A 26269-nucleotide genomic window follows, 5' to 3' on the forward strand; every position below is an offset into this window, starting at 1 on the left:
TCGCCCCGGCACCGCGGACGAGCGTGGCCGAGGTGACGCCGCGGGCGGGCCGCCGGCCACCGCATCCGCCCGTACGACAGGGGCGCCTCACCCCGTGGCTGTATCTGGCTCCCGCTCTCGTGGTGCTCGCCGCTCTGCTGGCCTATCCCGTCTACCAATTGGGCCTGATCTCGCTCCTGGAGTACACCCAGGCACAGGTCAGCGGTGGCGAGCCCACATCGTTCCGGGGTCTCGGCAACTACGCCGAACTCTTCGCGGACGGCCAGTTCCGGCAGGTCCTGCTGGCGACGGTGCTCTTCGCCGCCGCCTGCGTGCTCGGCACCCTCGCCACGGGCTGCGCCCTCGCGGTGCTGCTCACGCGGGTACGGGCGCTGCCGCGGCTCCTGGTGACGACAGCGGCTCTCGGCGCGTGGGCGACCCCGGCCATCACCGGTTCCACGGTCTGGGTGTTCCTCTTCGACGCCGATTTCGGGCCGGTCAACAGGGTGCTGGGGCTGGGGGACTTCTCCTGGACGTACGGGCGGATGAGCGCCTTCGCGCTGGTCTTCCTCGAGGTGGTGTGGTGCTCGTTCCCGCTGGTGATGGTGACCGTGTACGCGGGCATCAGAGCCGTACCGGCCGAGGTGCTGGAGGCGGCGGCACTCGACGGGGCCTCGCAATGGCGCACTTGGCGGAGCGTGCTGACGCCCATGCTGCGGCCGATTCTGCTCGTGGTGACGATCCAGTCGGTGATCTGGGATTTCAAGATCTTCACGCAGATCTATGTCATGACGGGCGGCGGCGGCATCGCCGGCCAGAACCTCGTGCTCAATGTGTACGCCTATCAGAAGGCCTTCGCCTCCTCGCAGTACAGCCTCGGTTCGGCGATAGGTGTCGTGATGCTGCTCCTGCTTCTCGGCGTCACTCTGGTGTATCTGCGGCTGCTGCGGCGGAGGGGCGAGGAACTGTGACGTCACCGCGCCCGCGAATGCGGGGGACCAGGGCGTGGCGGCTCGCCGCGGAGGCGACGGCGGTGGCCGTCGCACTCGTGGTCGCCTTTCCCCTGTACTGGATGGTGCTTTCGGCCCTGAAGCCCGCCGGAGAAGTGCGCTCGGCCCATCCGGTGCCCTGGACGCTGAATCCCTCCCTGGACGCCTTCCGGCGCGTCTTCGGGCAGCAGGACTTCGGGCGTTACTTCCTCAACAGCCTGCTCGTCGCAGGGACGGTGGTGGTGGCATCGGCCCTGATCGCGTTTCTCGCGGCGACGGCCGTGGCGCGATTCCGATTCCGGTTCCGTACCACCCTGTTGATCCTTTTCCTGGCGGCGCAGATGGTGCCGGTCGAGGCGCTGACCATTCCCATGTTCTTCCTGATGCGCGATTCCGGAGTCCTCAACTCCCTGCTGTCGCTGATACTTCCGCACCTGGCCTTCTCACTGCCGTTCGCCGTCTGGATGCTGCGGGGATTCGTGAAGGCCGTACCGGAAGCGCTGGAGGAGCAGGCCATGATCGACGGCGCGAGCCGCGCGCGGTTCCTGTGGCAGATCCTCTTTCCCCTGGTACTTCCCGGACTTGTGGCCACCAGCGTCTTCTCGTTCATCTCGACGTGGAACGACTTCCTGTTCGCCAAGTCGTTCATCGTCTCCGCCACCGAGAACTCCACGCTGCCCATGGCCCTGTTGGTCTTCTTCGACACCGAAACCCCGGACTGGGGCGGGGTGATGGCCGCGTCGACGGTGATGACCCTGCCCGTGCTGGTCTTCTTCCTCCTCGTGCACCGCCGCCTGGTCTCCGGGCTCGGGGGCGCCGTGAAGGACTGACCGTCACCCGGGCGACCGGCCTGCCGACGACCTGCCGACGAAAGGCGTTGCACGTGCCGTACACGGATCTGATCCCCGCGCCCCGATCCGTCACGCCCCAACAGGACGGCGGCGGGCCGGACTTCGTCCTCGGCCCGCACACCACGCTCGACGCCGGACCCGGCACGGATGACACGGCCCGCTGGCTGCGCGGCACGCTCACGCCCGCCACGGGCGCACCGCTGCCGCCGGGCGGTGCGGGCGCCGCGGGCGGCCGGAGCGAGGCGCGGGACGGCGACGGCGGTGAGCTCGTGCTGCGCACCGACGAGACTGTCGCCGCCCGTTTCGGCCCGGAAGGCTATGTGCTCCGGGCGGGCAACGGCAGTCTTCGCATCACCGGAGGCGCACCCGCCGGGGTCTTCCTCGGAGCGCAGACGCTGCGGCAACTGCTCGGCCCCGCGGCGCACCGGCGTGCCCGCACGGCGCCGGGTGAGGCAAGCTGGCGCGTGCCGCCGGTGATCGTCGAGGACGGTCCTCGCTTCGCATGGCGCGGCTACATGCTCGACGTGGCACGGCACTTCACTCCCAAGGACGGCGTGCTGCGCACCCTGGATCTGCTCGCCGCGCACAAGCTCAACGTCCTGCATCTGCACCTCACCGACGACCAGGGCTGGCGCATCGAGATCCGCAGCCGCCCGCGGCTGACCGAGGTGGGCGGCACCCGCGCCCGCAGTCGCGTGGGGCACGGAGGCCGAGTGCCGGGGACACAGCCGCTCTGGGACGAGCGGGCGCACGGCGGCCGGTACAGCCAGGAGGACCTGCGGGAGATCGTCGCGTACGCCGCCGACCGCCACATCACCGTCGTGCCGGAGATCGACATCCCGGGCCACTCACAGGCTGCGATCGCCGCCCACCCGGAGCTCGGCAACACCGACGTCGTCGACACGTCCGCGCTGGAGGTGTGGACCGACTGGGGCGTGAGTCCCAACGTGCTGGCCCCCGGCGATCATGTGCTGCGCTTCTACGAGGGCGTGCTGGAGGAGGTGCTGGACATCTTCCCCTCCCGCTTCATCCACCTCGGAGGCGACGAGTGCCCCAAGGACCAGTGGCGTGCGTCGGCCGCCGCGCGGGCGCGCATGCGTGAACTGGGGATCACCGACGGTTCGCCCGGGCCGGGGTCCACCGCGGGCGAGGCGGCCGAGGAAGCGCTCCAGTCATGGTTCTTCAAGCACTTCGACCGCTGGCTCACCGGGCGCGGCCGCCGCCTCATCGGCTGGGACGAGATCCTCCAGGGAGGCCTCGCCGAAGGTGCCGCCGTCTCCTCGTGGCGCGGCAGAGCCGGCGGAGTGGCCGCCGCGCGCGCCGGGCACGACGTCGTGATGTGCCCGGAACAGGAGCTGTACCTGGACCACCGGCAGGACGGCGGCGCGAACGAGCCGGTGCCGCTCGGGTACGTGCGCACGCTCCGCGACGTCTACGAGTACGAGCCCGTGCCGCCGGAACTGGCGGGGACGCCGCACGAGCGGCACGTGCTCGGCGCCCAGGCCAACATGTGGACCGAGTGCGCCGAGAACCAGCAGCGCGTGGACTACCAGATCTTCCCGCGCCTCGCCGCGTTCGCGGAGGTCGCCTGGTCGCCGCCGCTTGCCCGAGGTGACTTCGCCGACTTCGAGCGGCGCATGGCGGAGGCCCACTACGCGCGCCTGGAGGCGATGGGCGTGGCCTTCCGGCCGCCCGGTGGCCCGCACCCGTGGCAGCGCCGCCCCGGCATTGCGGGCCGCCCGCGAAAAGGGCCCCGGGCCGGGCGGCCGGACACCTCCGCGTAACCGCACGTCGCGAGTGTGGTCCGTAGCACGAAAGTCCGCACAGGATCGGTGATCCGCACAAGAGTCCCCGAGGGTGGCAATTCATCGCTTGCCCGTGTGAGCTGGGGATTACGGGCCCGAGTTCCGGACAGGGGACGAGGGTGATGTCAGCTGACGGAACAGCCCATACCGGGCCCCCGGTCCGACTGCCCGCCGAGATGTGCCAGAGTTGCCTCGTCCGGCCGGTGAGCACGTACCGTACGGGCACAGCAGCCGGGTCGACCGGGGAAGGGGCGGCTGGATTGAGCACGCAAGCACAGCATGAACAACATGCGCCACAGGCTGTGCCGTCGGTCATGCTGCCCACCACGCTCGACGAGGCCGTGGCCGCGCTCTCCGCGGTGCCCGCCGCGGTGCCCGTGGCCGGCGGCACGGACCTGATGACAGGAGTCAACGCCGGCCATCTCCGCCCCGCCGCCCTCGTCGGACTCGGAAGGATCAGCGAGATCCGCGGCTGGCAGTACCTGGACGGGGAGGCGCTTCTCGGCGCCGGCCTCACACACGCGCGCATGGGACGCCCCGACTTCGCCGCCCTCATCCCCGCGCTGGCGGCCGGTGCGCGCGCCGCGGGGCCGCCCCAGATCCGCAACGCGGGCACGCTCGGCGGCAACGTCGTCAGCGCCCACCCGACCGGCGACACCCTGCCGGTGCTGGCGGCACTGGAGGCCACCCTGGTCGTCGCGGGCCCGGAGGGCTCACGGCGCGAGATCCCGGTGAGCCATCTGCTCGCGAGCGTGGACATGCTGCGGCCCAGCGAGGTCGTCGGGCATGTCCGCGTGCCGCTGCTGCACGCACCGCAGACCTTCCTGAAGGCCACGGGCCGCACCGGCCCGGGCCGTGCGATGGCCTCCGTCGCCGTCGTCCTGGACCCGGTGCAGCGCGGCGTTCGCTGCGCCGTCGGCGCGGTGGCGCCCATGCCGCTGCGTCCGCTGGAGGCGGAGCGCTGGATCGCCTCGCTGATCGACTGGGACGGTCAGCGAGGACTCGCCCCCGAGGCTCTGGCGGCCTTCGGCGACTACGTCGCCATGGCGTGCATCCCCGACCCCGCCCCGTCCGAAGAGGGCGGTGAGGCTCCCGCACTTCCGCCCGCGGCCTTCCACTTGCGGCGTACGGTGGCAACACTGGCCCGCCGAGGACTCGGGAGGGCGCTCGCATGAGCAACGGCAGCCCGCACGATCCCAACGCGCAGGGCGAGGGATACGGGTACGGGCAGGGGTACGGGCAGCAGTACGGAGACGGGTACGGCGGCTACGGTGAGTACACCGACGAGGGCTACGGCGACTACGGCCAACAGCCGCCGCAGGCACAGCAGTCGGACCAGGGGTATCCGTATCCGCAGGACGGTTCGTACCCGCAGGGAGGCTGGGGCGGAGAGTCCGACCAGGACGCCACCGCCTTCGTCCAGCTGCCCGCCGGTCCGCTGCCGCCTCCCGGCGCCGGAGTGGAGGCCTGGGGACCGCTGGCCGCGCCCGGCACGGGCCAGGGCGGCTACACGCCGCCGCCCTTCGACCCCGCCGAGGTCGCCGGACCGCAGCTGGCCGAGCAGCCCGGCGCGGCCGAGGACCCGGCCTACGGCGGGCAGTGGGCCATGCCGTTCGGGCAGGGGACAGGAGCCCCGGGCGCGCACGACGTGCCTCCTTACGGTCAGCAGTACGAGGAGCAGTACCCGCAGCACCAAGGACAACAGCCGGGCGGGCATTCGGCGTTCGGCCACCCGGGCACCGAGCCGGGTGGTCAGTACGGGCAGGACGGCTCCGCCCCGGGAATGGGCCAGGGTGCCGCAGCGGCGCTCGCCGGCTCGCACGAGGCCCGCACGCAGCGGCGCCCCCTCGGCACGGGCGGCGGCATCACCGCCGGCGAAGCGGAACCGATAGGATCTGCCGAGCAGTTCAGCGGTCCCGCGGCACCGCAGCGGGCTCCCGGACAGCGTCAGCACGACGGCGCCGGCGACGCGCACCTGGAAGAGGCGCACGCACGGCGGCAGGTGCCCTTCGACGGTCACGAGGCCGTACCGGGCGCCGGGGCCGGGGCTCCCGCTCCGGAGGACGTGGCGGGCATGCGCACCACGGCGCCGCAGACGAACGAGTCGGCAGCGCCGGCCGGCACCACCGACCACGCCGACGAGGCGGAGGACACCGAATCCCGGCCGCCGATGGGCACCGTGCGTTCCGGACTGCCGTTCACACCTTCGTCCGGCCCCGCCGTCGTCGTGGACGCCCCCGGCACCGACGGCTCGCGCACCGACGGCCCGGCGGCCGACGGGCCGTCGGACGCGGAACAGGGCGCGACCGCGGCAGGCGACAGCTGGGCCGCACCCCCGGCAGCCGCCCCCGCCTCCGAAGTACCCGCGCAGGAGACACCCTCCGGTAACGGCGACCGACGCGGCGGCGATGCGGCGGCCGCGGACCGCCGGGTGGCCGCGGAATCGGCCACCGACACCGAGGTCTCCGAGGAGCCTCCGGTCGAGCTCGCACCCGAGCTCGGCGGCGAACACCCCCACGTCTCCTACGTCCTGCACGTCAACGGCATCGACCGTCCCGTCACCGACGCCTGGATCGGCGAATCCCTCCTCTACGTGCTGCGCGAGCGCCTCGGCCTCGCCGGCGCCAAGGACGGCTGCTCGCAAGGCGAGTGCGGCGCCTGCTCCGTGCAGGTCGACGGCCGGCTCGTCGCCTCCTGCCTCGTCCCGGCGGCGACCGCCGCGGGCAGCGAGATCCGCACGGTGGAGGGCCTGGCCGTCGACGGCGTGCCCTCCGACGTGCAGCGTGCCCTGACCGAGTCCGGGGCGGTGCAGTGCGGCTTCTGCGTGCCCGGCCTCGCCATGACGGTGCACGATCTGCTGGAGGGCAACCACGCGCCGAGCGAGTTGGAGACCCGCAAGGCGATCTGCGGCAACCTGTGCCGCTGCTCCGGCTACCGCGGGGTCCTCGACGCCGTCCGTACCGTCGTCACCGAGCGCGCCGAACAGGCCGCGCGTGAGGAGGCGGAGGCGGAGGCCGAAGCGGAGGCGTACGAACAGGAGTGGGCGGACGGATCCGCGCGCATCCCGCACCAGGCGGGTCCTGGCGCGGGCGGCGCGTACTTCCCGGGAGGCGGCGCATGACAGGCGGGAAGCCCGCGGCCCTCCCCCACGAGCGCCGCGTCAGGGAACAGCGGAACGGGCATCGTCCCCGGAGACGGCCCATGCAGGACCACCGCGTACGGGAACGAGACGTACCGGGGCGAGGCGTAATGGATCACCGCGTGCAGGGACGGCGCGGAAAGGCAGCAGCGGCATGACCAGCACGGCCGACGGCCCCGGCGCCGTCACAGCGACTCCCGCCCAGGGCACACCGCTCTCGCACGATCCCGCCGACGGCGGCCCGGTCACGCACGGAATCGGCGCGTCCCTCCCCTCGGCCGACGCTCCCGCCAAGGCGGAGGGCACCTTCCCCTACGCCGCCGACCTGTGGGCCGAGGGCCTGCTGTGGGCGGCGGTTCTGCGGTCGCCGCACCCGCACGCCCGGATCGTCTCCATCGACACCACGCAGGCAGCCGCGCTTCCCGGCGTGCACGCCGTCGTCACCCACGAGGACGTGCCCGGCGACGCGGGCCACGGCCGCAAGGTCGCCGACCAGCCCGCCTTCGCCCGCGACATCGTCCGCTACTTCGGCGAGCCCGTCGCCGCCGTGGCCGCCGACCACCCGGACACCGCACGCCTGGCGGCCGCGGCGATCGCCGTCGAGTACGAGCCGCTCGAGGCAGTCACCGACCCGGAGAAGTCCTTCGAGGCCGAACCGCTGCACCCCGACGGCAACTTGATCCGTCACATCCCGCTGCGCTTCGGCGACCAGGACGTCACCGGCGACATCGTCGTCGACGGCCTCTACCGCATCGGCCGCCAGGACCCGGCACCCATCGGCGCCGAGGCCGGGCTCGCCGTGCCGCGTCCCGACGGCGGCGTCGAGATCTACACCGCCTCCACCGATCCGCACACCGACCGCGATCTGGCCGCCGCCTGCTTCGGGCTGCCCCCCGAGCAGGTCAAGGTCGTCGTGACCGGTGTCCCCGGCGCCATGGGCGACCGCGAAGACACCGGTCTGCAGGTGCCGTTGGGCCTGCTCGCGATGAAGACCGGCAGCCCCGTGAAGATCGCCGCAACCCGCGAGGAGTCCTTCCTCGGACACGCCCACCGCCACCCCACCCTGCTGCGCTACCGCCATCACGCGGACAGCGAGGGCCGGTTGCTGAAGGTCGAGGCGCAGATCCTCCTCGACGCCGGCGCCTACGCGGACACCACCGCCGACGCGCTCGCCGCCGCCGTCTCCTTCGCGGCCGGCCCGTACGTCGTGCCGCACGCCACCATCGACGGCTGGGCGGTCCGCACGAACAACCCGCCGTCCGGCCATGTGCGGGGCGAGGGTGCGATGCAGGTGTGCGCGGCCTACGAGGGCCAAATGGACAAGCTGGCCGCCCAGTTGCAGATGGACCCGGCGGACCTGCGCATGCGCAACGTACTGGCGACCGGCGACCTGCTGCCCACCGGGCAGACCGTCACCTGCCCGGCGCCCGTGGCCGAACTCCTCACCGCCGTACGGGAGTCGCCGCTGCCGCTGCTGCCCAAGGACAGCCCCGAACGCGACTGGCTGCTGCCGGGCGGGCCCGAGGGCGCGGGCGAACCGGGCGCGGTGCGGCGCGGAGTCGGCTACGCGCTCGGCATGGTCCACATGCTCGGTGCGGAGGGCGCCGACGAGGTCTCGACCGCCACGGTGAAGGTCGACGGGCCCGTGGCCACCGTGATGTGCGCCGCCGTCGAGACGGGGCAGGGCTTCACGACCCTCGCCCGTCAGATCGTGCAGGAGACGCTGGGCATCGACGAAGTGCACGTCGCGCCCGTGGACACCGACCAGCCGCCCGCGGGCGCCGGTTCGCACAGCAGGCACACCTGGGTCTCGGGCGGAGCGGTCGAACGTGCGGCGAAGATGGTGCGCACGCAGCTGCTGCAGCCGCTCGCCGCGAAGTTCGGGATGTCCACGGAGCTGCTGACGATCGCCGACGGAAAGATCACCTCCTACGACGGTGTTCTCTCCACGACGGTCGTCGAGGCGCTGGAGGACAAGGAGTTGTGGGCCACCGCCCAGTGCCGTCCCCACCCCACGGAGGCGCTGGACGAGACCGGTCAGGGCGACGCCTTCGTCGGGCTGGCCTTCGCCGCCGTGCGTGCCGTCGTCGACGTCGACGTCGAACTCGGCTCGATCCGCGTCGTGGAGATGGCCATCGCCCAGGACGTGGGACGCGTACTGAATCCGCGCCAGCTCAACGCCCGCATCGAGGCCGGCATCACCCAGGGGGTCGGCGCGGCCCTCACCGAGCACCTCCGCATCAACCGCGGCGTCGTACGCCAGCCGGACTTCACGGGCTACGCGCTGCCGACCGCCCTGGACGCCCCGGACATCCGCATCGTCCAACTCATCGAGGAACAGGACGTGGTGGCGCCCTTCGGCGCGAAGGCCGCGTCCGCGGTCCCGGTCGTCACGTCCCCGGCGGCGGTCGCGGCGGCGGTCCGCGCGGCCACGGGTATGCCGGTCAACCGGCTGCCGATCCGTCCGCAGACGGCAGTGGGGGGCTGAGGGCGCTTCCCTCGGAGTATCTGGGACGTCCGCTCCCAGCTTGCCTCCGCGCGCCCGGCCCGCACGGCAAACATCCGCGACGTCACGATCAGATATCGCTGTTCCGTCGACGCAAGGGTGAAGTGGGGCTTTTGTGCTCCCTGAGTGCCTCGTCGTGGACTCCGCTTCAGAGGGTGTCGATCAAGTCGCCGCAGTTGTGGGGGAACAACCGCTCACCGGGTCGGATTCCGGCTTGTTCAGGGGGAGTTGCTTCGGAACTGACGGGCTGTCAGTCGGCGTCACTAAGGTGTCCTGCTACAGGTTGGGCGCCGGCGCCCGGCCCGCTCGTCCGCGAACTGATCAGAAGCGTGGGCGCGCGCGGCAACCGTGGCCGGTGGGCGCTGACCGCATGGCTGCGAAGGAACGGGGAGGGCGCCAGGTGTGCGTGGGTTGCGAGTCGACCTCAGTGAACTCGAGGAGACCGTACGCAAGCTCGGTCGTCTGACGACCGCCATGGGTGACTCGGTGACCAAGAGCAGATACAGCACATACCTGCCCGCAGGAGCGCTCGGCAGAGGATTCATCGAGCAGGAAGAACTCCACGTCGCACACAGCGAGATGAAGGCCGAGGTCGAAGAGATCATCGAAGCGCTCGAGGAGCTCATCGAAGACTTCGGAACGAAGACGAAGCAGGTGCACGGCAAGTACCAGGACGCCGATCACGATGCGAAGTACCGCATCGACGGTGAGCGTGACCCGTCCGGGTCAGGGCACTGATGGCCGGAGGCGAGGACCACATGCGTGACGAGGCCGGCCCCGGCAACCACGCCGACACGGGCGACATGGATATCGCCGCCGAGGTGAAGACCCCGTTCGCGGCGAAGGAAGACGTCGACTCGATGAAGGACATGGTCATCGATGCCAGGCCGGAGTTGGTCTTCGACGTCGCCGACACGTGGAAGGCCATTCACGACGATCTGGTGATCGGCGGCGGCAGCGTCAAGAGCGACTTCGACAAGGCCATCGACCACGTCCTGCAGCACTGGGAGGGCGAGGCCGCCGACGAGTTCGCCAAGAAGGCGAAGAAGCTCAGCAAGCAGATCGCCGAGGGCGCGGCGTACGCCGACTACATCTCCGTCGCGATGCGCAACGCGGGCGAGCGGCTGAACGAGATCAAGCCGCAGATCGACGCTATCGGGAAGCCTGACGGGTTCGCCGGCGCCAAGAATCTGCTGGGGATCGGCCCCTCACCCGACGGCGGAGGGTGGCGTGACGGGATCCAGAGCAACCGTGGCGTGCAAGGAGCCCTGAACGGCGAGGGCAAGGGTTTTGCGGGCAAGAAGGAGCAGCTCAAGGCGGCGGCCCTGATGGAGCGCCTGGCCATGACCTACTCGTCGCAGACGATCGCCATGGGGTCGTGGAGGCGGCCGTCCGGGACTCAGGATCAGGCGGACTACCCGGGGCATCCGGGGGGTGTGGCTCCCGTTCCCGTGGACGTGACCCCTGAACAGGGAGGCGCGGGCCCGGTGCCTCCCGGCATCGCTACGAGCGGCAAGTACGCAGGGCAGAGTGCGGCGGCGCCGAAGTCGACAGCGGAGACGAAGTCGCAGGGCGCTGCGAGCACAGCCTCCGCCGCGTCGACGAACGGGGACGGAGTCTCGGGCGGCACTGCCACCGGCCCGCGTCCCGGCGGCGCGAACGGGGGCGCACCCGCGGTCGGCATCTCCGGCTTCGGCGTCTCCACGGGCCCGAATCCCGGTGCTGCGGGGCGTGTTCCAGGAGGTCTGGGCTCTGCCGGCCCGGGGTCGGGGAGTCGTGAGGTGACGGGCAGGGGTGCCGGTGCGCTGGACGCGCGTGGAGATGCCGCGGCGAGCAGGGGTGGCGGAGGGCGCGCTCCCGATGGAGGCATACCCCATGGACACGTTCCCGGTGCGCGCGCTCCCGGCGGGCTCGGTGCTGATCACGGAACCATGGGCGGACTCGGAGGAGCCCGGGACAGGAGCAAAGGTGGCGTCCCCGGGCGCGGGCCGGTGGCGCCTCAGAGCAGTGGCACTTCCGCCAGCCCCTTGCAGGGCAAGAGCCCTTCCCGGCAGAGCGGTCAGGGGCTCCACTCCAGCCGCGGCGGCGGCACTGCGGGCGATCGTGGCCGAAGTGGCAACGGGGTCAGTGGAGTCGGCCTCGGCGGTGAGTACACCGACAACCGGCCCACGAAGTATGAGAGGGGCAACGCCGAGCTTCCGGACTACTTCGTCGACGACAAGGACATCTGAACTCTCGGGGCGGCGAGGCAGGCGGGCTGCGGCACGGAGCGTGTTTCCGTATCACGATCCGGTATCACTGATCCGTCACGGCCGTGCTGTGCGCAGCACGTTCGGGCGCCTTGTCCGCCGAGCGGAGAAGTCCGCTTCCCCGCCCACCAGCAGGTCTGCGCAGTGTGGCGGGACAACCGGCTGCGCGGCCGGATTCCGGACCGGTACTGCCTGGTGGGGCGGGGGCGAAGTGATCGGCTGTCAGTGGCAGTTACTAGGGTGTACGTGATACCTGAGTGAGGCACGATGGGTGTCGACTGTTACCGGCCCCCGTCGATGGGCGGGCCGCAGTCACCGACGCGTGCCCGCGTGGATGCGGCGCAGACGCATGACGGAGAAGGAACGGGGAGGCGCAGCCGTGGGTGAGATGCGAGTCGACCTCAGCGAACTTGAGGAGACGGTACGGAAGCTCAGTCGCGTGACGACCGCCATGAGTGAGTCGGTGACGAAGAGTCAGTACAGCACGGACCTCCCCAAGCATGCGCTGGGTAAGGGCTTCGCCGAGCAAACCGACATCGACAATGCGCACAGCGAGATGAAGACCCACATCCGGGAGATCATCACGGTTCTGCACGAGCTGATCGACGAGTTCGGCACAAACACGAAGAAGGCGCACGGCAAGTACCAGAACGCCGAGCACGACGCAAAGTACGGCATGAACGGCGGACGTTCAGGGTCCGGGAACTAACGGTCAGGGGGCGAGGACGACATGGGTGAACAGACTGGGCTCCCCCAGTTCACCGACAGCAACATGTGCTACATGGGCGAGGTCAAGACCCCGTTCGCGACCGGGGAAGACATCGACTCGATGAAGGCGATGCTCGCCGAGGCCAACCCGGGACTCGTCCTCGATGTGGCCGACGCGTGGCAGCACATCCACGACCGTCTCGTCGGCGGTGGTGGCAGTGTCAAGGGCGACTTCGACAAGGCCGTCGACCACATCCTCCAGCACTGGGAGGGCGAGTCTGCCGACGAGTTCGCCAAGAAGGCGAAGAAGATCAGCAAGTCCATCGGTGACTGCGCCACGTACGCGACCCGCACCTCCACCGTGATGCGCAACGTCGGCAGCAAGCTGAGCGAGATCAAGCCGAAGGTCGATGCGATTGAAAAGCCGGGTGGCTTCGGCAGCGCGATGGACAAGATCGGCGACGGCTTCTCGCGCGACGACAGTAAGTGGAAGGGCGAGATTCAGGGGAACCAGGGTGCGCAACAGGCTCTGGACAACCACGACGGCGACCTCTCGGCCGGCAAGGAAGAGCAGCTGAAGGCCGCCGCGCACATGGAGGCGTTGGCGCTTACTTATACGTCCCAGGCGAAGACCATGGGGACGTGGAACAAGAAGCCGCCGCCCCGCAACGAGCGTGAGGACTACCCGGGGGACCCCGGAGGCGTTGCCCCTGTTCCGGTCCCTGTGGCCCCTGGCGAATCCGGTCCGGGGAGCGCAGCCCCCGGCGCGTCCAGGACTGGAAGCACAGTCGGAAAGAGCACGCCGAAGTCGACCTCGCCAGCTGCAGGAGTACCTGCTGCGGGCACCAAGGTGGACGGGATCTCGGGCGGCACTCCGACTGCCACCGGCGGTCCTGGTGGCCCGGGGGCAGGAGGAACCACCAGCGTGCCGGGAAGCGGCGGGCCTGGTGGTGCAGGTTCCGGCGGTATGGGTGGCGGCGTTCCCGGCGGTCCGGGTTACGTCGGCCAGACGTCCGGGAACCGTGGCGTCGCGGGTACCGGCAGGGGCGTCGGCGGTCGCGTTCCCGGCGGTCTTGGTGCCGGAGGAGCGGGCGGAGCCGGGGGCAAGGCTGGTGGCGCTGCTGCCGGCCGGGGTCCGCTGGCGCGCCAGCGGGGCGGCACGCTTGACACCCCGCAGCAGGGCAAGGGCGCTGCGCGGCAGGGCGGTCAAGGGTTGCATTCCAGCCGTGGCGGTGTGATGGCTGGCGAGCGCGGCCGCGGTGCCACCGGCGTCATGGGCGGCGGTGTCGCAGGCAACAACTCCCGGCGCAAGGAAGGGGAGCGGAGCCAGGGGGAGCGTCCGGACTACCTCGTCGAGGACGAGGAGACCTGGATGCCCGAGCGGCGGGACGTAGCCCCGCCCACGATCGGCTGACCAAGTACGGGCACACTACGGAGTGCCACGCAGGGGGTGCGGCCCAACGGCCGCACCCCCTCCGCTACGAAAAGAGGACTCGACAGATGGGCATCACGCGGACCCTGCGCGTCGTGAGCAGTGCAGTCCTGGCTGGGGTACTGGTATTCGCTTCGTCATCCCAAGCCACAGCAGATGACGTGAGAGACAAGCAATGGGTGCTTGACGCGCTGGATGCCAAGTCCGTCTGGAAGATCACGAAGGGCAAGGGCCAGACCGTCGCAGTCATCGATGACGGTGTCAATGCTGAGCATCCTGACCTCAAGGGAAACGTACTCAAGGGCAGGGACTTCGTCGACGGCGGGCTCGCGAATCCGAAACGGGGAGAGGACCACGGCACGGGGATGGCGGCAATGATCGCTGGCCACGGTCATGGTTCGGGAAATGCCGACGGCATCATGGGCCTTGCACCAGAAGCCAAGATTCTCCCAATCCGGTTGAACGCTGACGGTTTGGGTGACTCGATCAAATATGCAGTTGATCACGGAGCTTCCGTGATCAATATTTCGTTGGGTGACGATACCAAGGACAGCGATGAGGCTGATGCAGTTGCATATGCCTTGAAGAGGAATGTGCCTATTTTCGCCTCAACCGGAAACTCTGGTGGAGCTGTTGAGTACCCGGCTGCGTATCCTGGAGCCATCCCGGTTGGCGGTGTAAAGCAAGACGGAACCATCTGGGAGAAGTCTAATCGGGGCCGGAAGACGCTACTAACAGCCCCTGCAACACGTGTCCTTACAGCCGGAGGCGAGAGGAGCGATCATTACGTCTACGGCACTGGGACATCTGACTCCACCGCTTACGCCTCGGCCGCCGCGGCACTCGTCCGATCCAAGCACCCCGACTTCACCGCTGGCCAGATCGTCAACCGGCTGACGACGACAGCCGCTATGCCCGCCTCGGAACAGGGCGCGAAGCTTCCGGACGAGCGGTACGGCTACGGCGCACTCCGCCCCCTCGCGGCGCTCCAGAAGGACATCCCCAAGGGCTCCAAATATGGTCCCCTTTCCGTTCCGCAGCAGCTGAAGAACGACGAGAAGGTCGCGGAGAAGGAGCGGGAGTCCCAGGAGCTTCAGGAGCAGGCCGACAGGGAATTCGTCATCATCTGGTCCGTCATCGGTGTGGTGGTCCTCCTTCTGGTCGTGGGCGTCGTACTCCTCATTGCGAGGTCCCGCCGCAAGAGGAACCGGAACAATGGCCCCGGCGGCCCCGGAATGCCGGGTGGCGGCTACCCGTACCCGCCCGGTCAGGCCCCCGGCTACGGTCAGCCCCCGCACCAACAGCAGCCGTACGCCCCGCAGCCGACGGCTCCGCCTCAGCAACCGCCGTACAACTGACAGAGCGTCATGTTGTTCCACTCGCGACCCGGAGCCTCGTCTCAACAAACGACCCTCCGGGTCGCGAGTGGCGATCGATGCGGTCGCGCTGAGCACTCCGTAGACCCGGTGGACACCCCATAAGTGGGCGGCCTAGCGTTGCGCCTCCAACATTTTTCCAACACAACGGCAACCAAACGGGGGGAGCCGAAGCCGTGAGTGCAGATTTCCGGATCGACATCGAGCGTGCCGAGCATGTGCTGAACAAGCTGGGCGAGTCCAGTGAGCGCATGCAGCAGGCACGGAATCGTCTGAAGAAGGTCGGACCCAAGACGCTTGGCACGGACGGCCTCGACGATGCCTGTGACACCTTCCAGTCGGAGTGGGAGGACGGGATCAAGCGCATCGAGGACGCGTCCAAGGACATCAAAGACCGGCTCAAGACAACGATAGAGGCGTACAAGGCCGGCGACGAGGCGAACGCCAAGAGCCTCGGCAAGGGGTGAGGGGGACGGCAACATGTCATGGCGCAGCATGTTCATCGAGGACGACGCAAGTTGGCCCGGACTGGGGTTCAATCCGGCCAAGGGTGACACTGAGGCCCTGGGTTTCCTCGCCTCGGACGTCAAGGCTGTCGGCGAGGAACTCGACGAACTGCACGAGCTGATCAAGAAGGCCGGAGAGCAGGGCAGTTGGTGGGAGGGCGAGGCTGCCGAGAGGTTCTCCAAGAAGCTCGGCGAGTTGCCCAAGTATTTGAAGCAGGGCACCGATTCCATGCAGGAGTGCGCAAAGGCCTTGCGTGGATGGCAGTCGAAGCTGGAGACGTTCCAGCAGCGGGCCGAGAAGCTGGAATCGGACGCGGTCGAGGCCCGCAAGCGGGCCGACGAGAAGAACGCGCATCACCGAGCTCTCTACGACAAGTATGAGGGGTCGTTCGGGGTGTCGATGGACGCCGAAAAGGCCGACAGCATCAACGCCCAGCTGGAGAACGCCCGCCGGGAGGCCATGGCGGCCAACGACCGCCTGGACGAACTGATCCGCCAGGGCGAAAGCATCCACGCCAACTGGAAGGATCGTGCAGGTGACGCCGAGCGCGCGATCCTGGAGGCCTCGGAGAACCACCCGCCGGACCTGGGCTTCTGGGACCGCATGGCCGACAGCCTCAAGGGCGCGTGGGACGGCTTCAAGGACTGGCTGGTGGACAACGCGGACCTGCTGTCCAATATCTCTGCCGGTCTCGGCGCTGCAGCCTTGGCCCTGCAGTTCATTCCTGTGGTCGGGAACGTCGCCGGCGGAGTGCTGGCCGTTGCGGCGGGTGTATGTGCAGCGGGAGCAATGGCCGGACATTGGATGGGAAACGCGAGAGGGAACGGCACCCCCGGGTGGAAGGTTGGCCTGGATGCCTTCGGCGTTCTGCCCGGCATCGGTGCAGCCGGGAAATTGATCAAGCCTGCGACCACGGGGGGCGGCAGGTTTGTGCAGTTCGCTAAGGAGGCCGGCCTCCGCACACGTGACTCCCTTTCGCAGAGGCACCTCATTACAGGGCCGACGCAAAAGATACTCGGCCGTTTCGGGAAAGAGATGTCTCAGGGCGCGACCGAGACTTTCAACGGAGTGTCGCAGATAGCCATCAAGAGCGGGTCTGCTGCGTACGGGGTATACGACCGGATGACCGACGGTGGTGAATCTGCAAATGCAGGGAAGTCCCCCGACGGCAATAAATTCCACGGGGCCCTGGCCAGTTGAGAGGTTGATACATGGCAAGGAAATGGCTTGAACCTTCGGTAGTGGAGAAGGTGACCGCCTGGGCAGAGGAGTTCGCTCAGGGAGAGCGTTTGGTCGGGCTGTTCGCTGTCGCTGATGGACCTGACGCTGAAATCCAAGTCTCCAGTTCCCGGCAGCCGAAGATTCTTGTGGGGCATGAACGATCGAGCTCCGCTTTGAGGCGAGCGGTGGCGTGGCCTTTCAACCTTCTTACTGGGAGGTCTTCACAGCCTTATGACACCAAGCGACCCTCCACTCCCGATGAACGGGAGAAGCTCCGGCAGAACTCGACCTCCGCCCGGCCGGGTCATATAACGGATTCCTGGCAATTCGGGTCGTGGGAAAGTATGGGCGGGCAGTTGCTCGTTGCTACGCAAGCGTCGTCGAAAACGCGGTTCATGAGCTTTCTTGCGGTAACGGAAAAGCGCCTCGTGATGTTCTATGTGCAAGACGCCTCAGGCGTTGAAGCCTTTGCTAAGGTCGCGGAGTCAGGGTGGCAGCAAGACCGCCGTAACGTGCAGTGGACTCGGGACACCCGAAGGAAGCTGGATCGGGGTGGCTATCAGTTCGGCTTCACTGATGGTTCCTGGATGACGCTCAATGCCGAATCGGCACTTGGGTTTCCGGAGTTCCAGGAAGTTTTCCCGGGGACTCTCAAGGTCACTGATCCCATTCCACCACCTTGATGCGTGCAGAAGTTTAGTTGTGTTCACGATAGACGGGGGGCTGGAACTAGTGAACCTCTCAAGCGAAGCCCGGCTCGGGTGGATCATGCCAGCATTTATGCAAGATCTGCCACTCGAAGCAGTCGATGAAGATGACCTGGTCGACAAGGTCTGTGACCTCTCGCGTGCAGTCCTGGAAAACCGCACCAGCGACGATCAGGCAGAGTTTGCGGTAATCCTGTTCCAAATCGTGGCGCAGTTGGTGGAGACGGCCAACGCAGTGTATGCGGGCATGGCCTTTCTGGACATCGATGGCCGACCGAGCATGGCGACTGTTCTGGTGAGTCGCGTCGCCCATGAGGCCCAGGATGAGCTGACTGCCTGTGAAGCCGTTGAGGGAACACTCAAGAGAGCCTTTCCTGATGACGACATCCGGACCGTGCAGCTTCCACGCGTGTGGGCTGTAACTCGTATAGCGGCAGCCCCAATTCCCTTGCCCGCTGAGCTGTCGCCTGACGGTGCAACGCATACTGTGCCCAGGAATATCATCCAGGCCTACGTCCCGGTTCCACATGGGACAGATTTCCTCCTATTTGAAATGAGCACAACCTCGCTCGATGACTGGGACTTGTACTCCGAGCTCTTCGCGGAGATCCTTCGAACCATCGATTGGACAACCGATGAGGAGGTCGCTGAGTATCGGCGGATGACGGCGATCTCAGCCGTGCCTCAGAAGCCTTCGGTGAGTGACGACATGGCTGCCGCGCTGCACTGGCAATCCAGTCGCATTATGGACACGTTGCAGGTTCATAGGCCGGCGCTCGACGACGGAGACAGGCTGAGCGCAACCGTATGCGAGGAGTGCTGGAATAAGGGGCTCAGGTCGGCATGCGTTGCCAAACACACCTGGCACATAGGCAGGTTGCCGTCCCGGGACATCGAAACTGCACTCCAGCGAGCAGCGGATCTGATAACTGGACACGTTGATGCGAGCCACGCCTCAGCTGGCCAGGCTCGGGAGGTTTCCTGGTCGGTGCATGATGAAGCCGGTGGTGCATTTGATGTCCAAGTCTCTGCATCGGTAGCGGAGTCGCAGATTGCGGTCACTGTCACTTCCGCCTGTTCGCGCAGCAACGGCGCCAGGTCTCTGTCGGACTTCGGCTGAGGATGGCCGGTCTGCCCCCACTCGGCCGCCTCGTCCGAATCGATCTACTGCACTCGAAGGGAAGGAATTCGCTACATGGACCGCGAGGCGGACCCCTATCGCTTCTTCTACGTGACCGGGCTCGCCGCCGGAGGTCTGTTCGCTCTCGGGTATTGGGCGATTCTGATCGTCGCGCTGCTCACCGGCGGCTTCACTTTCGGCGGTTTGCTCGTGACCTTGCTGGTCTCCGTCGCCGCTGTGCTCGGTTTCCTTGGATGGCGTCGGCAGAAGGTCGCCCTTTCGGGCGGCGGGCTTGCGTTGCTGCTGGCTGCGTTGGCCCTCAGCCGAACTGTGAGCGGTTGATCGGGTTCATCCCGCCCGAACCGCGGCCGGAACACGCTCAGTTGAAATGCCGTACATAGGGCACGCCAGGCCTCCGCATTCGCGGCCTGGGAACAGGCCCTACGCCCGCCGCACCTCGAACTGGAAGCACCCGTACTCCAGGGCCCGTACGTGCACCAGAGCCACCTTCGGTTCGGCGAACGCCTCGTCGAAGGCCTGGTCGAACCCGGCTTCGGCGTCCTGCGGGATCTGGAAGAGGCTGCCCCCGACGATGTGTCCGGCGGCGTTGTAGCGGCGGATGGTGCGCCGAGCACCGGGTCGCGCGAAGGGGTAACCCTCGGCGTCCCGTGGCCCCTCGCACTCCTCCGCGTGGATGAACACCGGCCCGGACTCGTCGTAGGCGCCCGGCTCGGCCCCGTGCAGAGGGGCCCAGCGTCGCAGCGGTGCGTACGAGACGAGCGCGACGCGCTCGCCGGGTTCGATCGCGCGCAGGCAACAGCGCAGTGGGCTCCCCACGCAGCCGACCGGAACGCCGTCCTCGCCCGCGGTGTAGGGCCGCATCGGCCGGCCGGCGTCATCGGTGTCGCGGAGTTCCTTGAGAGTCGCGGGAGGGATGGGCAGGGCTGTGTATGAGGTCTTGTGTGAGGTCACGGAGCCAGCTTGGACGGGTCGCTCCCTGCCTGCTGGCGGCAATCGGACCACGCATTCCAGCGCCGGAGGAGCCCCGCATTTCCGTCCTCCACGGCCCCTCACGAGCCCTCGTCGCCATCAGCCGGTCGCGCCCTCGCGGTCCGCGCGCGCCCTTCGCCACTCGGGCGCCAGCACCGACCAGACCTCCATGTCGTGCCGCTTGCCTCGGTAGAGGTAGACGTCGCGGAGGACGCCTTCCTTCGTCATGCCGAGGCGGCGGGCCACGGCGATGCTGGGTTCGTTCCCCACCGAGGCCACCCACTCCACGCGGTGGATGCCGCGCTCTTCGACGGCCCAGTCGATGATGACGCGCGCAGCCGTGGTGACCAGTCCCTTGCCTGCCGCTGACGGCTCCAGCCAGCAGCCCGCCTCCGCCGTGCCCTGGGCGACGTCCATGACCCGGAAGAGGACTCCGCCGACCAGTGTTCGGTCTTTCCAGATGCCGTAGATGCGACCCGTGTCGTTCGCGGCCTTCTCGGCGTACCCGCGGAGATGTGCGCGGCTCGATTCCAGGTCCGTCACGACGTCCGGCAGACCGATGTACCGCCCGATGAACGCCCGGCCCCGGTCCATGTGGCGCAGGAACTCCTCGGCGTGCGACGGTTCGAGCGGCCGCAGCTCGGCGTCGTCGATGCCCAGCGGTACGGCGTACATGGTTCCTCCACGGGGGATGTCAGCGTGCCAATCAGGGTCGCTTTCTCACGGTTGCCGTTCGGGCGCGTGCCCGGGCGGCTACCGCTTCTTCTCCCGGGACTCCGATCGGCGAGGCCGTTTCGTCAGGGCTTGTACGTGCGGAAAAGGGCCAGGGTTTCAGGGAGTTGGGAGTGGTGGGGTCTGGGCGGGTCGCGCGGGGTGAACCAGCCCAGGGAGTCGAATTTGTGAGGCTCTCCGATGGCCACCCGGGCGGGGTCGACCTGCACGGCGAAGACGACGGCCACCCAGTGCGAGACGGGAGTGCCGCGGAGGATGTTGCGGACGCCGATGGTCTCGATCGCGAGCGGAGGCGCCGTGTACTCCTCGCGGACCTCACGGGTGACGGCCTCCTCGAACGTCTCGCCGTGTTCGAGGGCGCCCGCCCCGGTGTCCCACGTGCCCGGCTCGTCCCGCGCGCCGGCGCTGCGACGGGCGAGCAGTACGCGACCTGCGGCGTCGTGGCAGACGAAGACGCAGGAGACGGCCGGTGCCGTCAGGGCCCGGTCACGTCCTGCCGCGGGCGTTGGTGTCGCGTTCATTGCTCCTGCTCCAGCTCATGTGCGGGGCGGATGCTTCCGGACGGGAGGCGTTCCTCAGCGTCCGACCGTGGTTCGTCTGCAGGATCCGACGTGATTCCTTCGTCAGAAGTGGTTCGTCAACTCGCTGAACGTCCCCAGGTGCAGGACCTGTTCGTCGGTGTGGTCGAGTTCGTCGTGTTCCAGGACCCACGTGTGCTGGTTGGGGATGAAGACCGCGTTCATGCCGGCCCGCCGTGCCGGGAGGATGTCCGACCTGGGTGAGTTGCCGATCATCCAGCTCGTGGCCGGCGTGAGTCCGTGCGCTTCGATGAGGCGGCGGTAGGCCGCGTCGTTCTTCTCCGGGACGATGCCGATCTCCCGGAAGTGATGGGCCAGTCGGGACATGTCGATCTTGCGCTGCTGCTCGTCCGGGTCGCCCTTGGTGAGCAGCAGAAGGTCGTGGCGGTCGCCGAGTGCGGTGAGCGTTTCGGCGACTCCTGGTATCAGCTCGACCTGGTGGTCGATGAGCGCCGCGGCCAGTTCCTTGATCTCCTCGTGCTCCCGGGCCGTCGCCGGCCTGCTGTGCAGCCGCTCCACGCAGTCGGCGAGACTGCGCCGCAGCGACTGGGTGCCGTATCCGTGCGTGACGGTGTTCGCCGCCTCGATGTCGTCGAGCACGGCGCGGAGTTGGAGCCGGCCGAGGGTGGGATGCGCCAGCCAGTCCAGGAAGTCCTCGATGACGCGCTCGAAGAGCACGTTGTTCTCCCAGAGGGTGTCGTCCGCGTCGAAGACGAGTACTTGGCGTTCGCGCATCGACCTTGAGCCTCCCCGAGTCCCGCTCCCTGGCCTGGACGGTAATGGGGCGGCCCGTCGGCCGCCAGGGGTTTTCGTGCCGGCCGGCACCGCCCCGTCCTTCCCGCGTCCGCGGACCCTGCGCATGTCGTCCGCACCGTCCACTGCACGTTAACGTCTCTTAACGTTAACGTACGCTAACGTGCCGCGCCCGGCACGGAACCGAGCGAGGGAGGCGTTCATGACCACCGATGCCGCCGGTCTGGAAGTGATGTACCGCGGGACGGTCTACCCCTGGCACTGCGACCAGATGGGCCACATGAACGTCATGTGGTATGTCGGGAAGTTCGACGAGGCCACCTGGCAGCTCTTCGCCAGCTTCGGCATCACACCTCAGTATCTCCGGACGAGTGGCAGGGGCATGGTCGCGGTCGATCAACGGATCTCCTACCAGCGGGAGTTGCTGGCGGGCGACGTCATCGTGGTGCGCTCGGCGGTGCTCGAGGTGCGGGAGAAGGTGATCCGCTTCTGCCACCGGATGGAGAACGCCGTCTCCGGTGAAGTGGCAGCTGTCACCGTGCTGACAGGCGTCCACTTCGACACGGAGCTGCGGCGCTCGTGCCCGTTCCCGGACGACCAACTGGCAAGGGCGAAGGGCCTCGTGAGCGACTTCGATCCCGGCATCTGACGGCAGCCTCGGACGGGCCGGCGGCAGGCTGACGGAACGCCCGCCACCGGCCGCGTACTTATCGCTTGCCGATAACATCGATAAACGATAAGTTGCGCGCCCGGTACCGCCACTGGCCGGTGCCCACACCCCCCACGTTGCGCGCGCCCACCGCCGCAGCCCTAACCGAGGACCGTCATGGGCATATCCGAACGAACAGGCAAGAGAGAGCCCCGCCGCTTCGCGAGCATCCGCCTGATACGCGGGCTCGCCGGCTTGATGCTCTTCCTGGGACTGGCCGCGGCCGGCGGTGGTGTCGCGTACGCCATCAACGGAGCCACCCAGGCCCAGGCCGACGTGACGGTGAAGGTCAAGGCGCGCACCACGGAGGGGCTGAGGGTCGAGACGAGCCGTGGCGACTCGACGTCGAAGGCTCCGCTCGCAGAGCCGTCCGGTGACGACAACAAGATCACGCTGGACGCCCCGGGGGCCCGGCACGGCACCTCGATCGAGGCGGGCACGGATTCGCTCGAGCTGCGCGCGTGGGGATCCACGGTCTTGGAGCAGCTGTTGAGCCGCGGGGACTCCGCGATCCTCGGCCTCAGCTTCGGGGGTGGTGCCCTGCTGCTGCGCGGGCTGCTGCTGTCCATCGCCGAAGGTGTGCCGTTCCGGCGGGGGAATGCCGCCCGGATCGCGGGCATCGCCGCGCTGACCGCGGCTGGTTCCTACGGAGCGGCACTGACCCCGGGCCTTGCCGCCGGACTCGTACTCGAACGGGTCGGGCTGGACGGCCCCGGCAGCTCCATCACTCCCTCGGCCTTCTTGGCACCTCTGCCGGCGCTGCTGGCCGCCGTGCTGCTCCTCGCAGTGGCCGAGGCGTTCCGCAGGGGGACCGAACTCGCGCAGGACGTCGACGGGTTGGTCTGAACGTGGCGGTTCCCGCAGATCAGCACCGCGTCGCCTGCAACCTCGACCGGTTGCTCGCCGAACGTGGCATGACGCTCACCGAACTGGCGGACCGGGTCGGAGTGACCCTGGTCAATCTGTCGGTGCTGAAGAACGGCCGTGCCAAGGCTGTCAGGTTCTCGACCCTGACAGCGATCTGCGACGTTCTGGACTGCACGCCGGGTGATGTGCTCACCGTCCTGCCGCCCGACGGCACGTCCGGATGAGACCGGCCCGCAAACGGAACGACCCGCGCCGAACGGCCCGGCGGCGACTGACGGTTGTGGCGGTCATGACCTCTCGGCGAGGAAGTCCCTCAGTAGGCGTGTGAGGGAACCCGGGGCGTCGATCCACGGGAAGTGACCCACGCCCTTGAGGGTGTGCAGGCGCGAGTTCGGGAAGGACTCGGCCACCGCTTCACCCGCGCGCATGCCCGTCACCGCGTCGAGGTCGCCGGTGACGACGAGGACGGGGGTCTCGACCTTGGTCAGCGCCTCCAGGACGGTCAGCCGCGACGGTTCGTCGATGCCCTGCCAGAAGCCCGCGCGCGGCACGGGGTTGAGCTGGTCGCTCTCGGATGCGGCGTGCTCGCGCTGTGGAGCGTCCCAGCGCCCGTACGCCATGGGTGCGGCACGCAGCAGCAGGTTGCGGACATGGGTGAGGTCCGTGGCGTTCTCCAGGAGCCGCACGGCCTCGCGCGCCTCCTCCCACCAGGGACCTTCCTCAGCCCGCGACTGGAAGATCTCCCGCGCGTCGTCGGGGAGTTCGCCCTGCAGCCGCGAGCCGGGATTGAGCAGCACGAGATGGCTGAGACGGCCGGGGTGCGCGGCCGCGTACGTCTGGGCGGTGGCCGCCGCCGCGTCGTGCGCGAGGAGGGCGAAGCGGTCGAATCCCAGCTTCCGGCGCAGGGCTTCGACGTCTTCGGCCAGGCGCGGGAAGGCGTACTCGTCCGGGTCGGCGGCGGCCGGTGAGTCGCCGGTGCCGCGTGAGTCGGGGACGATCAGGCGCCGGTAAGCGCTCAGTCCGCCGAGGTCGCCGAGGTAGGCCGCATCGCGGGCCGGACCTCCCGCGAGGCAGACCAGGGGAGGCCGGTCCCAGCTGGTGGGGGCGTCGCCGAGGACGCGGTAGCTGAGTCGGGCCCCGTCGTACGAGGTGAAGTACGGCATACCCCTCAGCGTGCCCCAAGCAGGGGCGAACAGCCGTGACCGTCCGCCTCGGCTGATGTTGTGGCTGGTCACGGCTGTCCGGCAGCGCGCGGCGGTTTCGCCTCTCCGTCGGCCCGCGTGTGCGTCTTCGGGCCGGGGCCGGCCGGGGCAGGAACCGTCACCGGTCCTAGGGCGAACGGACGATGCCACCAGCGACCACTGACAGGTGCCAATCTCAGTGGTGGCCCTTACCGTTCCCGTATGACTGCATCTGGGGACGGCATCGGGGAGCCCGGAGGCGTGAAGGACCCCGCGCCTGTGAGGACCACCGCGCCGTCGTCGGACCTCCCCGTCCCCGTGCCGGCGCCGGCACGCGCAGCCGGGTCCGCGGGGGTGCCGCGGTCGGAGAGCGTCCTCGGGCGCGGCTATCTGGCACTGACGCTCGGCATCGTCTCCGTCGTCTTTCTCATCGCCTTCGAAGCGACCGCCGTCGGAACGGCGATGCCAGTGGCGGCCGACGAGCTCGACGGTGTCTCCGTCTACGCCTTCGCCTTCTCCGCCCTGTTCACCACCTCCCTGCTCGGCATGGTCGTCTCCGGCCAGTGGAGCGACCGGAGCGGGCCGATGCCGCCACTGGCGTGGGGGATCGGATCGTTCGCGGCGGGGCTCGTGCTGTCGGGGACGGCCGCGACGATGGGGATATTCGTCGCGGGCCGCGCCGTGCAGGGCATCGGCGGGGGGCTCGTCATCGTGGCGCTGTACGTCACCGTCAGCCGCGCCTATCCGGAGCAGCTGCGGCCCACGGTCCTGGCGTGCTTCGCCGCTGCATGGGTGGTGCCTGCCGTCGTCGGGCCGCTCATTGCCGGGTCGGTGACGCAGCACCTGGGCTGGCGCTGGGTGTTCCTCGGCCTGCCGCTCCTCGTGGCGGTGCCGCTCGCCGTGATGCTGCCGGCGGTGAGGCGGGCCGCATCGGGGCCGCCACCGGGCGATTCCACCGCGAAATCCGCGGACCGCCCCGGTCAGGGTCCGGAGGGCCGCACCCGGCTGAAGTTCGCCGTGGTGCTGGCAGCCGGCGCGGGGCTGCTCCAGTACGCGGGACAGGAGCTGACCCTGCTCGCGGTGCTCCCGGCGGTCGCGGGTGCCGCGCTGCTCGTACCGGCGGCGCTGCGGCTGCTTCCGCGCGGCACGTACCGGGCGGCGCGCGGCCTGCCCGCGGTGGTGCTGCTGCGCGGCATCGCGGCGGGCGGATTCGTGGTGGCGGAGAGTTTCGTGCCGCTCATGCTCGTCAGCCAGCGCGGTCTGTCCGTGACGATGGCGGGCCTGGCGCTGGCGGCGGGCGGAGCGACGTGGGCGCTGGGCTCCTTCACACAGTCCCGGCAGCGCCTCGGGCCGTACCGGGAGAGGCTGGCACGGGGCGGGATGGTGCTGGTGACCGGCGGCGTTGCGTACACGCCGGCGGCGCTGGCGGAGAGCGTGCCGGTGTGGACGCTGGCCCTCGCGATGGCCGTGGGCTGCTACGGCATGGGCCTGGTCATCTCGTCCACGAGCGTGCTGCTGCTGCAGCTGTCCGCGCCCGAGGAGGCGGGGAAGAACTCGGCCGCGCTGCAGATGTCCGACAGCCTCTCCAACGTGGTGCTGCTCGCGGTGACGGGTGCGGCGTTCGCGCTGTGCGGGGGCGGTTCGGTCAGCGTGGGCGTCGCGGGGAGCGGGAGCGGGAGCGGAAGCGGGAGTGCCGGGGCCGCGGCGGCGGAAGGCCGTCCGCTGGCGTTCGTCGCTGTCTACGCGATCGCCGCCCTGGTATGCGCGCTGGGCGTCGCCGTCGCGGGGCGCCTCGGGGAGCGCACGCGAGCCGCGGGGGCTTGATCCCTTAGGAAGAGATGGGGGATGTTGCCCGGATCCAAATTCCGCT

At 68.9% G+C, this 26269-nt stretch carries 25 protein-coding genes; 20 read left to right on the forward strand and 5 right to left on the reverse strand.

Going from position 1 to position 26269, the window contains the following annotated elements; translation table 11 throughout:
• Positions 1-23: 23 nt before the first annotated feature.
• The 16 genes from I004_RS0114855 to I004_RS0114925 all read left to right on the forward strand — a co-directional run bounded on the left by I004_RS0114855 (position 24) and on the right by I004_RS0114925 (position 18931).
• On the forward strand, positions 24-950 hold the full coding sequence (locus tag I004_RS0114855) for a carbohydrate ABC transporter permease (RefSeq protein WP_028436146.1): 927 nt from the start codon (positions 24-26) through the stop codon (positions 948-950).
• Between the two features lie 17 nt (positions 951-967).
• Positions 968-1798 carry a carbohydrate ABC transporter permease gene (locus tag I004_RS0114860; protein WP_028436147.1) on the forward strand — a complete coding sequence of 277 codons (831 nt, stop codon included), beginning with the start codon at positions 968-970 and terminating at the stop codon, positions 1796-1798.
• A 53-nt stretch (positions 1799-1851) separates the two neighbouring features.
• Complete coding sequence (locus I004_RS0114865) at positions 1852-3603, forward strand: beta-N-acetylhexosaminidase (protein WP_106965355.1); 1752 nt, start codon at positions 1852-1854, stop codon at positions 3601-3603.
• 335 nt (positions 3604-3938) lie between these two features.
• The gene (locus I004_RS0114870) at positions 3939-4799 is read left to right on the forward strand and encodes an FAD binding domain-containing protein (RefSeq protein WP_051345047.1); all 861 of its coding nucleotides are present in this window, start codon (positions 3939-3941) and stop codon (positions 4797-4799) included.
• Entirely contained in the window at positions 4796-6745 is a 1950-nt protein-coding gene (locus tag I004_RS40320) for a 2Fe-2S iron-sulfur cluster-binding protein (RefSeq protein ID WP_051345048.1), read from the forward strand. The genes I004_RS0114870 and I004_RS40320 overlap by 4 nt, the downstream gene beginning before the upstream one ends.
• 172 nt (positions 6746-6917) lie before the next feature.
• On the forward strand, positions 6918-9251 hold the full coding sequence (locus I004_RS0114880) for a molybdopterin cofactor-binding domain-containing protein (protein ID WP_028436150.1): 2334 nt from the start codon (positions 6918-6920) through the stop codon (positions 9249-9251).
• A gap of 420 nt (positions 9252-9671) precedes the next feature.
• The gene (locus I004_RS0114885) at positions 9672-10007 is read left to right on the forward strand and encodes a hypothetical protein (protein WP_028436151.1); all 336 of its coding nucleotides are present in this window, start codon (positions 9672-9674) and stop codon (positions 10005-10007) included.
• Between the two features lie 20 nt (positions 10008-10027).
• Positions 10028-11500 carry a hypothetical protein gene (locus I004_RS0114890; protein ID WP_158677038.1) on the forward strand — a complete coding sequence of 491 codons (1473 nt, stop codon included), beginning with the start codon at positions 10028-10030 and terminating at the stop codon, positions 11498-11500.
• A gap of 397 nt (positions 11501-11897) precedes the next feature.
• Positions 11898-12227, forward strand: coding sequence for a hypothetical protein (locus I004_RS0114895; protein ID WP_028436153.1), 330 nt, complete (start codon positions 11898-11900; stop codon positions 12225-12227).
• Between the two features lie 21 nt (positions 12228-12248).
• Positions 12249-13640: a hypothetical protein gene (locus tag I004_RS0114900; RefSeq protein WP_028436154.1), complete on the forward strand. Its 1392-nt coding sequence runs from the start codon at positions 12249-12251 to the stop codon at positions 13638-13640.
• 113 nt (positions 13641-13753) lie between these two features.
• Complete coding sequence (locus I004_RS34040) at positions 13754-15016, forward strand: S8 family serine peptidase (RefSeq protein WP_486580003.1); 1263 nt, start codon at positions 13754-13756, stop codon at positions 15014-15016.
• Between the two features lie 194 nt (positions 15017-15210).
• The gene (locus I004_RS0114910; RefSeq protein ID WP_028436156.1) at positions 15211-15501 is read left to right on the forward strand and encodes a type VII secretion target; all 291 of its coding nucleotides are present in this window, start codon (positions 15211-15213) and stop codon (positions 15499-15501) included.
• Between the two features lie 28 nt (positions 15502-15529).
• On the forward strand, positions 15530-16741 hold the full coding sequence (locus I004_RS0114915; RefSeq protein ID WP_486580004.1) for a putative T7SS-secreted protein: 1212 nt from the start codon (positions 15530-15532) through the stop codon (positions 16739-16741).
• A gap of 41 nt (positions 16742-16782) precedes the next feature.
• Positions 16783-17445, forward strand: coding sequence for a hypothetical protein (locus tag I004_RS39485; protein WP_158677039.1), 663 nt, complete (start codon positions 16783-16785; stop codon positions 17443-17445).
• Between the two features lie 19 nt (positions 17446-17464).
• Positions 17465-18589: a hypothetical protein gene (locus I004_RS34045; RefSeq protein ID WP_051345051.1), complete on the forward strand. Its 1125-nt coding sequence runs from the start codon at positions 17465-17467 to the stop codon at positions 18587-18589.
• Between the two features lie 75 nt (positions 18590-18664).
• Entirely contained in the window at positions 18665-18931 is a 267-nt protein-coding gene (locus tag I004_RS0114925; protein WP_028436158.1) for a hypothetical protein, read from the forward strand.
• A gap of 99 nt (positions 18932-19030) precedes the next feature.
• On the opposite strand, the gene I004_RS0114930 is transcribed toward I004_RS0114925, so the two are convergent.
• The 4 genes from I004_RS0114930 to I004_RS0114945 form a co-directional block, all read right to left on the reverse strand.
• Entirely contained in the window at positions 19031-19561 is a 531-nt protein-coding gene (locus tag I004_RS0114930; RefSeq protein ID WP_028436159.1) for a DUF1203 domain-containing protein, read from the reverse strand.
• A gap of 117 nt (positions 19562-19678) precedes the next feature.
• Entirely contained in the window at positions 19679-20254 is a 576-nt protein-coding gene (locus I004_RS0114935) for a GNAT family N-acetyltransferase (RefSeq protein ID WP_028436160.1), read from the reverse strand.
• 122 nt (positions 20255-20376) lie between these two features.
• Positions 20377-20832, reverse strand: a complete 456-nt coding sequence (locus I004_RS34050; protein WP_051345053.1) for an NUDIX hydrolase — start codon at positions 20830-20832, stop codon at positions 20377-20379.
• Positions 20833-20934: 102 nt separating this feature from the next.
• On the reverse strand, positions 20935-21624 hold the full coding sequence (locus I004_RS0114945) for an HAD family hydrolase (protein WP_028436161.1): 690 nt from the start codon (positions 21622-21624) through the stop codon (positions 20935-20937).
• Between the two features lie 220 nt (positions 21625-21844).
• On the opposite strand from I004_RS0114945, the gene I004_RS0114950 reads away from it, so the two are divergent.
• From I004_RS0114950 to I004_RS0114960, 3 genes are all read left to right on the forward strand, one after another.
• A complete protein-coding gene (locus I004_RS0114950) occupies positions 21845-22291 on the forward strand; it encodes a thioesterase family protein (protein ID WP_028436162.1) in 447 nt (148 codons plus the stop codon).
• A gap of 177 nt (positions 22292-22468) precedes the next feature.
• Complete coding sequence (locus I004_RS37545; RefSeq protein WP_051345054.1) at positions 22469-23197, forward strand: hypothetical protein; 729 nt, start codon at positions 22469-22471, stop codon at positions 23195-23197.
• Positions 23198-23199: 2 nt separating this feature from the next.
• On the forward strand, positions 23200-23442 hold the full coding sequence (locus I004_RS0114960; RefSeq protein ID WP_037976310.1) for a helix-turn-helix domain-containing protein: 243 nt from the start codon (positions 23200-23202) through the stop codon (positions 23440-23442).
• A 63-nt stretch (positions 23443-23505) separates the two neighbouring features.
• Here the strand turns inward: I004_RS0114960 and I004_RS0114965 are convergent, their stop codons facing one another.
• Positions 23506-24381, reverse strand: a complete 876-nt coding sequence (locus tag I004_RS0114965) for an alpha/beta fold hydrolase (protein ID WP_028436163.1) — start codon at positions 24379-24381, stop codon at positions 23506-23508.
• A 240-nt stretch (positions 24382-24621) separates the two neighbouring features.
• Between I004_RS0114965 and I004_RS34060 the strand changes: the two genes are divergently transcribed.
• Complete coding sequence (locus I004_RS34060; RefSeq protein WP_078511220.1) at positions 24622-26223, forward strand: MFS transporter; 1602 nt, start codon at positions 24622-24624, stop codon at positions 26221-26223.
• Positions 26224-26269: the final 46 nt, after the last annotated feature.

This window comes from Streptomyces sp. TAA486 (assembly GCF_000426165.1).

Coding starts and splice junctions, on each gene's coding strand:
- I004_RS0114860 (WP_028436147.1), top strand. CDS start 968: ATGCGGGGGACCAGGGCGTGGCGGCTCGCCGCGGAGGCGACGGCGGTG.
- I004_RS0114870 (WP_051345047.1), top strand. CDS start 3,939: ATGCTGCCCACCACGCTCGACGAGGCCGTGGCCGCGCTCTCCGCGGTG.
- I004_RS40320 (WP_051345048.1), top strand. CDS start 4,796: ATGAGCAACGGCAGCCCGCACGATCCCAACGCGCAGGGCGAGGGATAC.
- I004_RS0114880 (WP_028436150.1), top strand. CDS start 6,918: ATGACCAGCACGGCCGACGGCCCCGGCGCCGTCACAGCGACTCCCGCC.
- I004_RS0114890 (WP_158677038.1), top strand. CDS start 10,028: ATGCGTGACGAGGCCGGCCCCGGCAACCACGCCGACACGGGCGACATG.
- I004_RS0114900 (WP_028436154.1), top strand. CDS start 12,249: ATGGGTGAACAGACTGGGCTCCCCCAGTTCACCGACAGCAACATGTGC.
- I004_RS0114915 (WP_486580004.1), top strand. CDS start 15,530: ATGTTCATCGAGGACGACGCAAGTTGGCCCGGACTGGGGTTCAATCCG.
- I004_RS0114925 (WP_028436158.1), top strand. CDS start 18,665: ATGGACCGCGAGGCGGACCCCTATCGCTTCTTCTACGTGACCGGGCTC.
- I004_RS0114935 (WP_028436160.1), bottom strand. CDS start 20,254: ATGTACGCCGTACCGCTGGGCATCGACGACGCCGAGCTGCGGCCGCTC.
- I004_RS34050 (WP_051345053.1), bottom strand. CDS start 20,832: ATGAACGCGACACCAACGCCCGCGGCAGGACGTGACCGGGCCCTGACG.
- I004_RS0114945 (WP_028436161.1), bottom strand. CDS start 21,624: ATGCGCGAACGCCAAGTACTCGTCTTCGACGCGGACGACACCCTCTGG.
- I004_RS0114950 (WP_028436162.1), top strand. CDS start 21,845: ATGACCACCGATGCCGCCGGTCTGGAAGTGATGTACCGCGGGACGGTC.
- I004_RS37545 (WP_051345054.1), top strand. CDS start 22,469: ATGGGCATATCCGAACGAACAGGCAAGAGAGAGCCCCGCCGCTTCGCG.
- I004_RS0114965 (WP_028436163.1), bottom strand. CDS start 24,381: ATGCCGTACTTCACCTCGTACGACGGGGCCCGACTCAGCTACCGCGTC.
- I004_RS34060 (WP_078511220.1), top strand. CDS start 24,622: ATGACTGCATCTGGGGACGGCATCGGGGAGCCCGGAGGCGTGAAGGAC.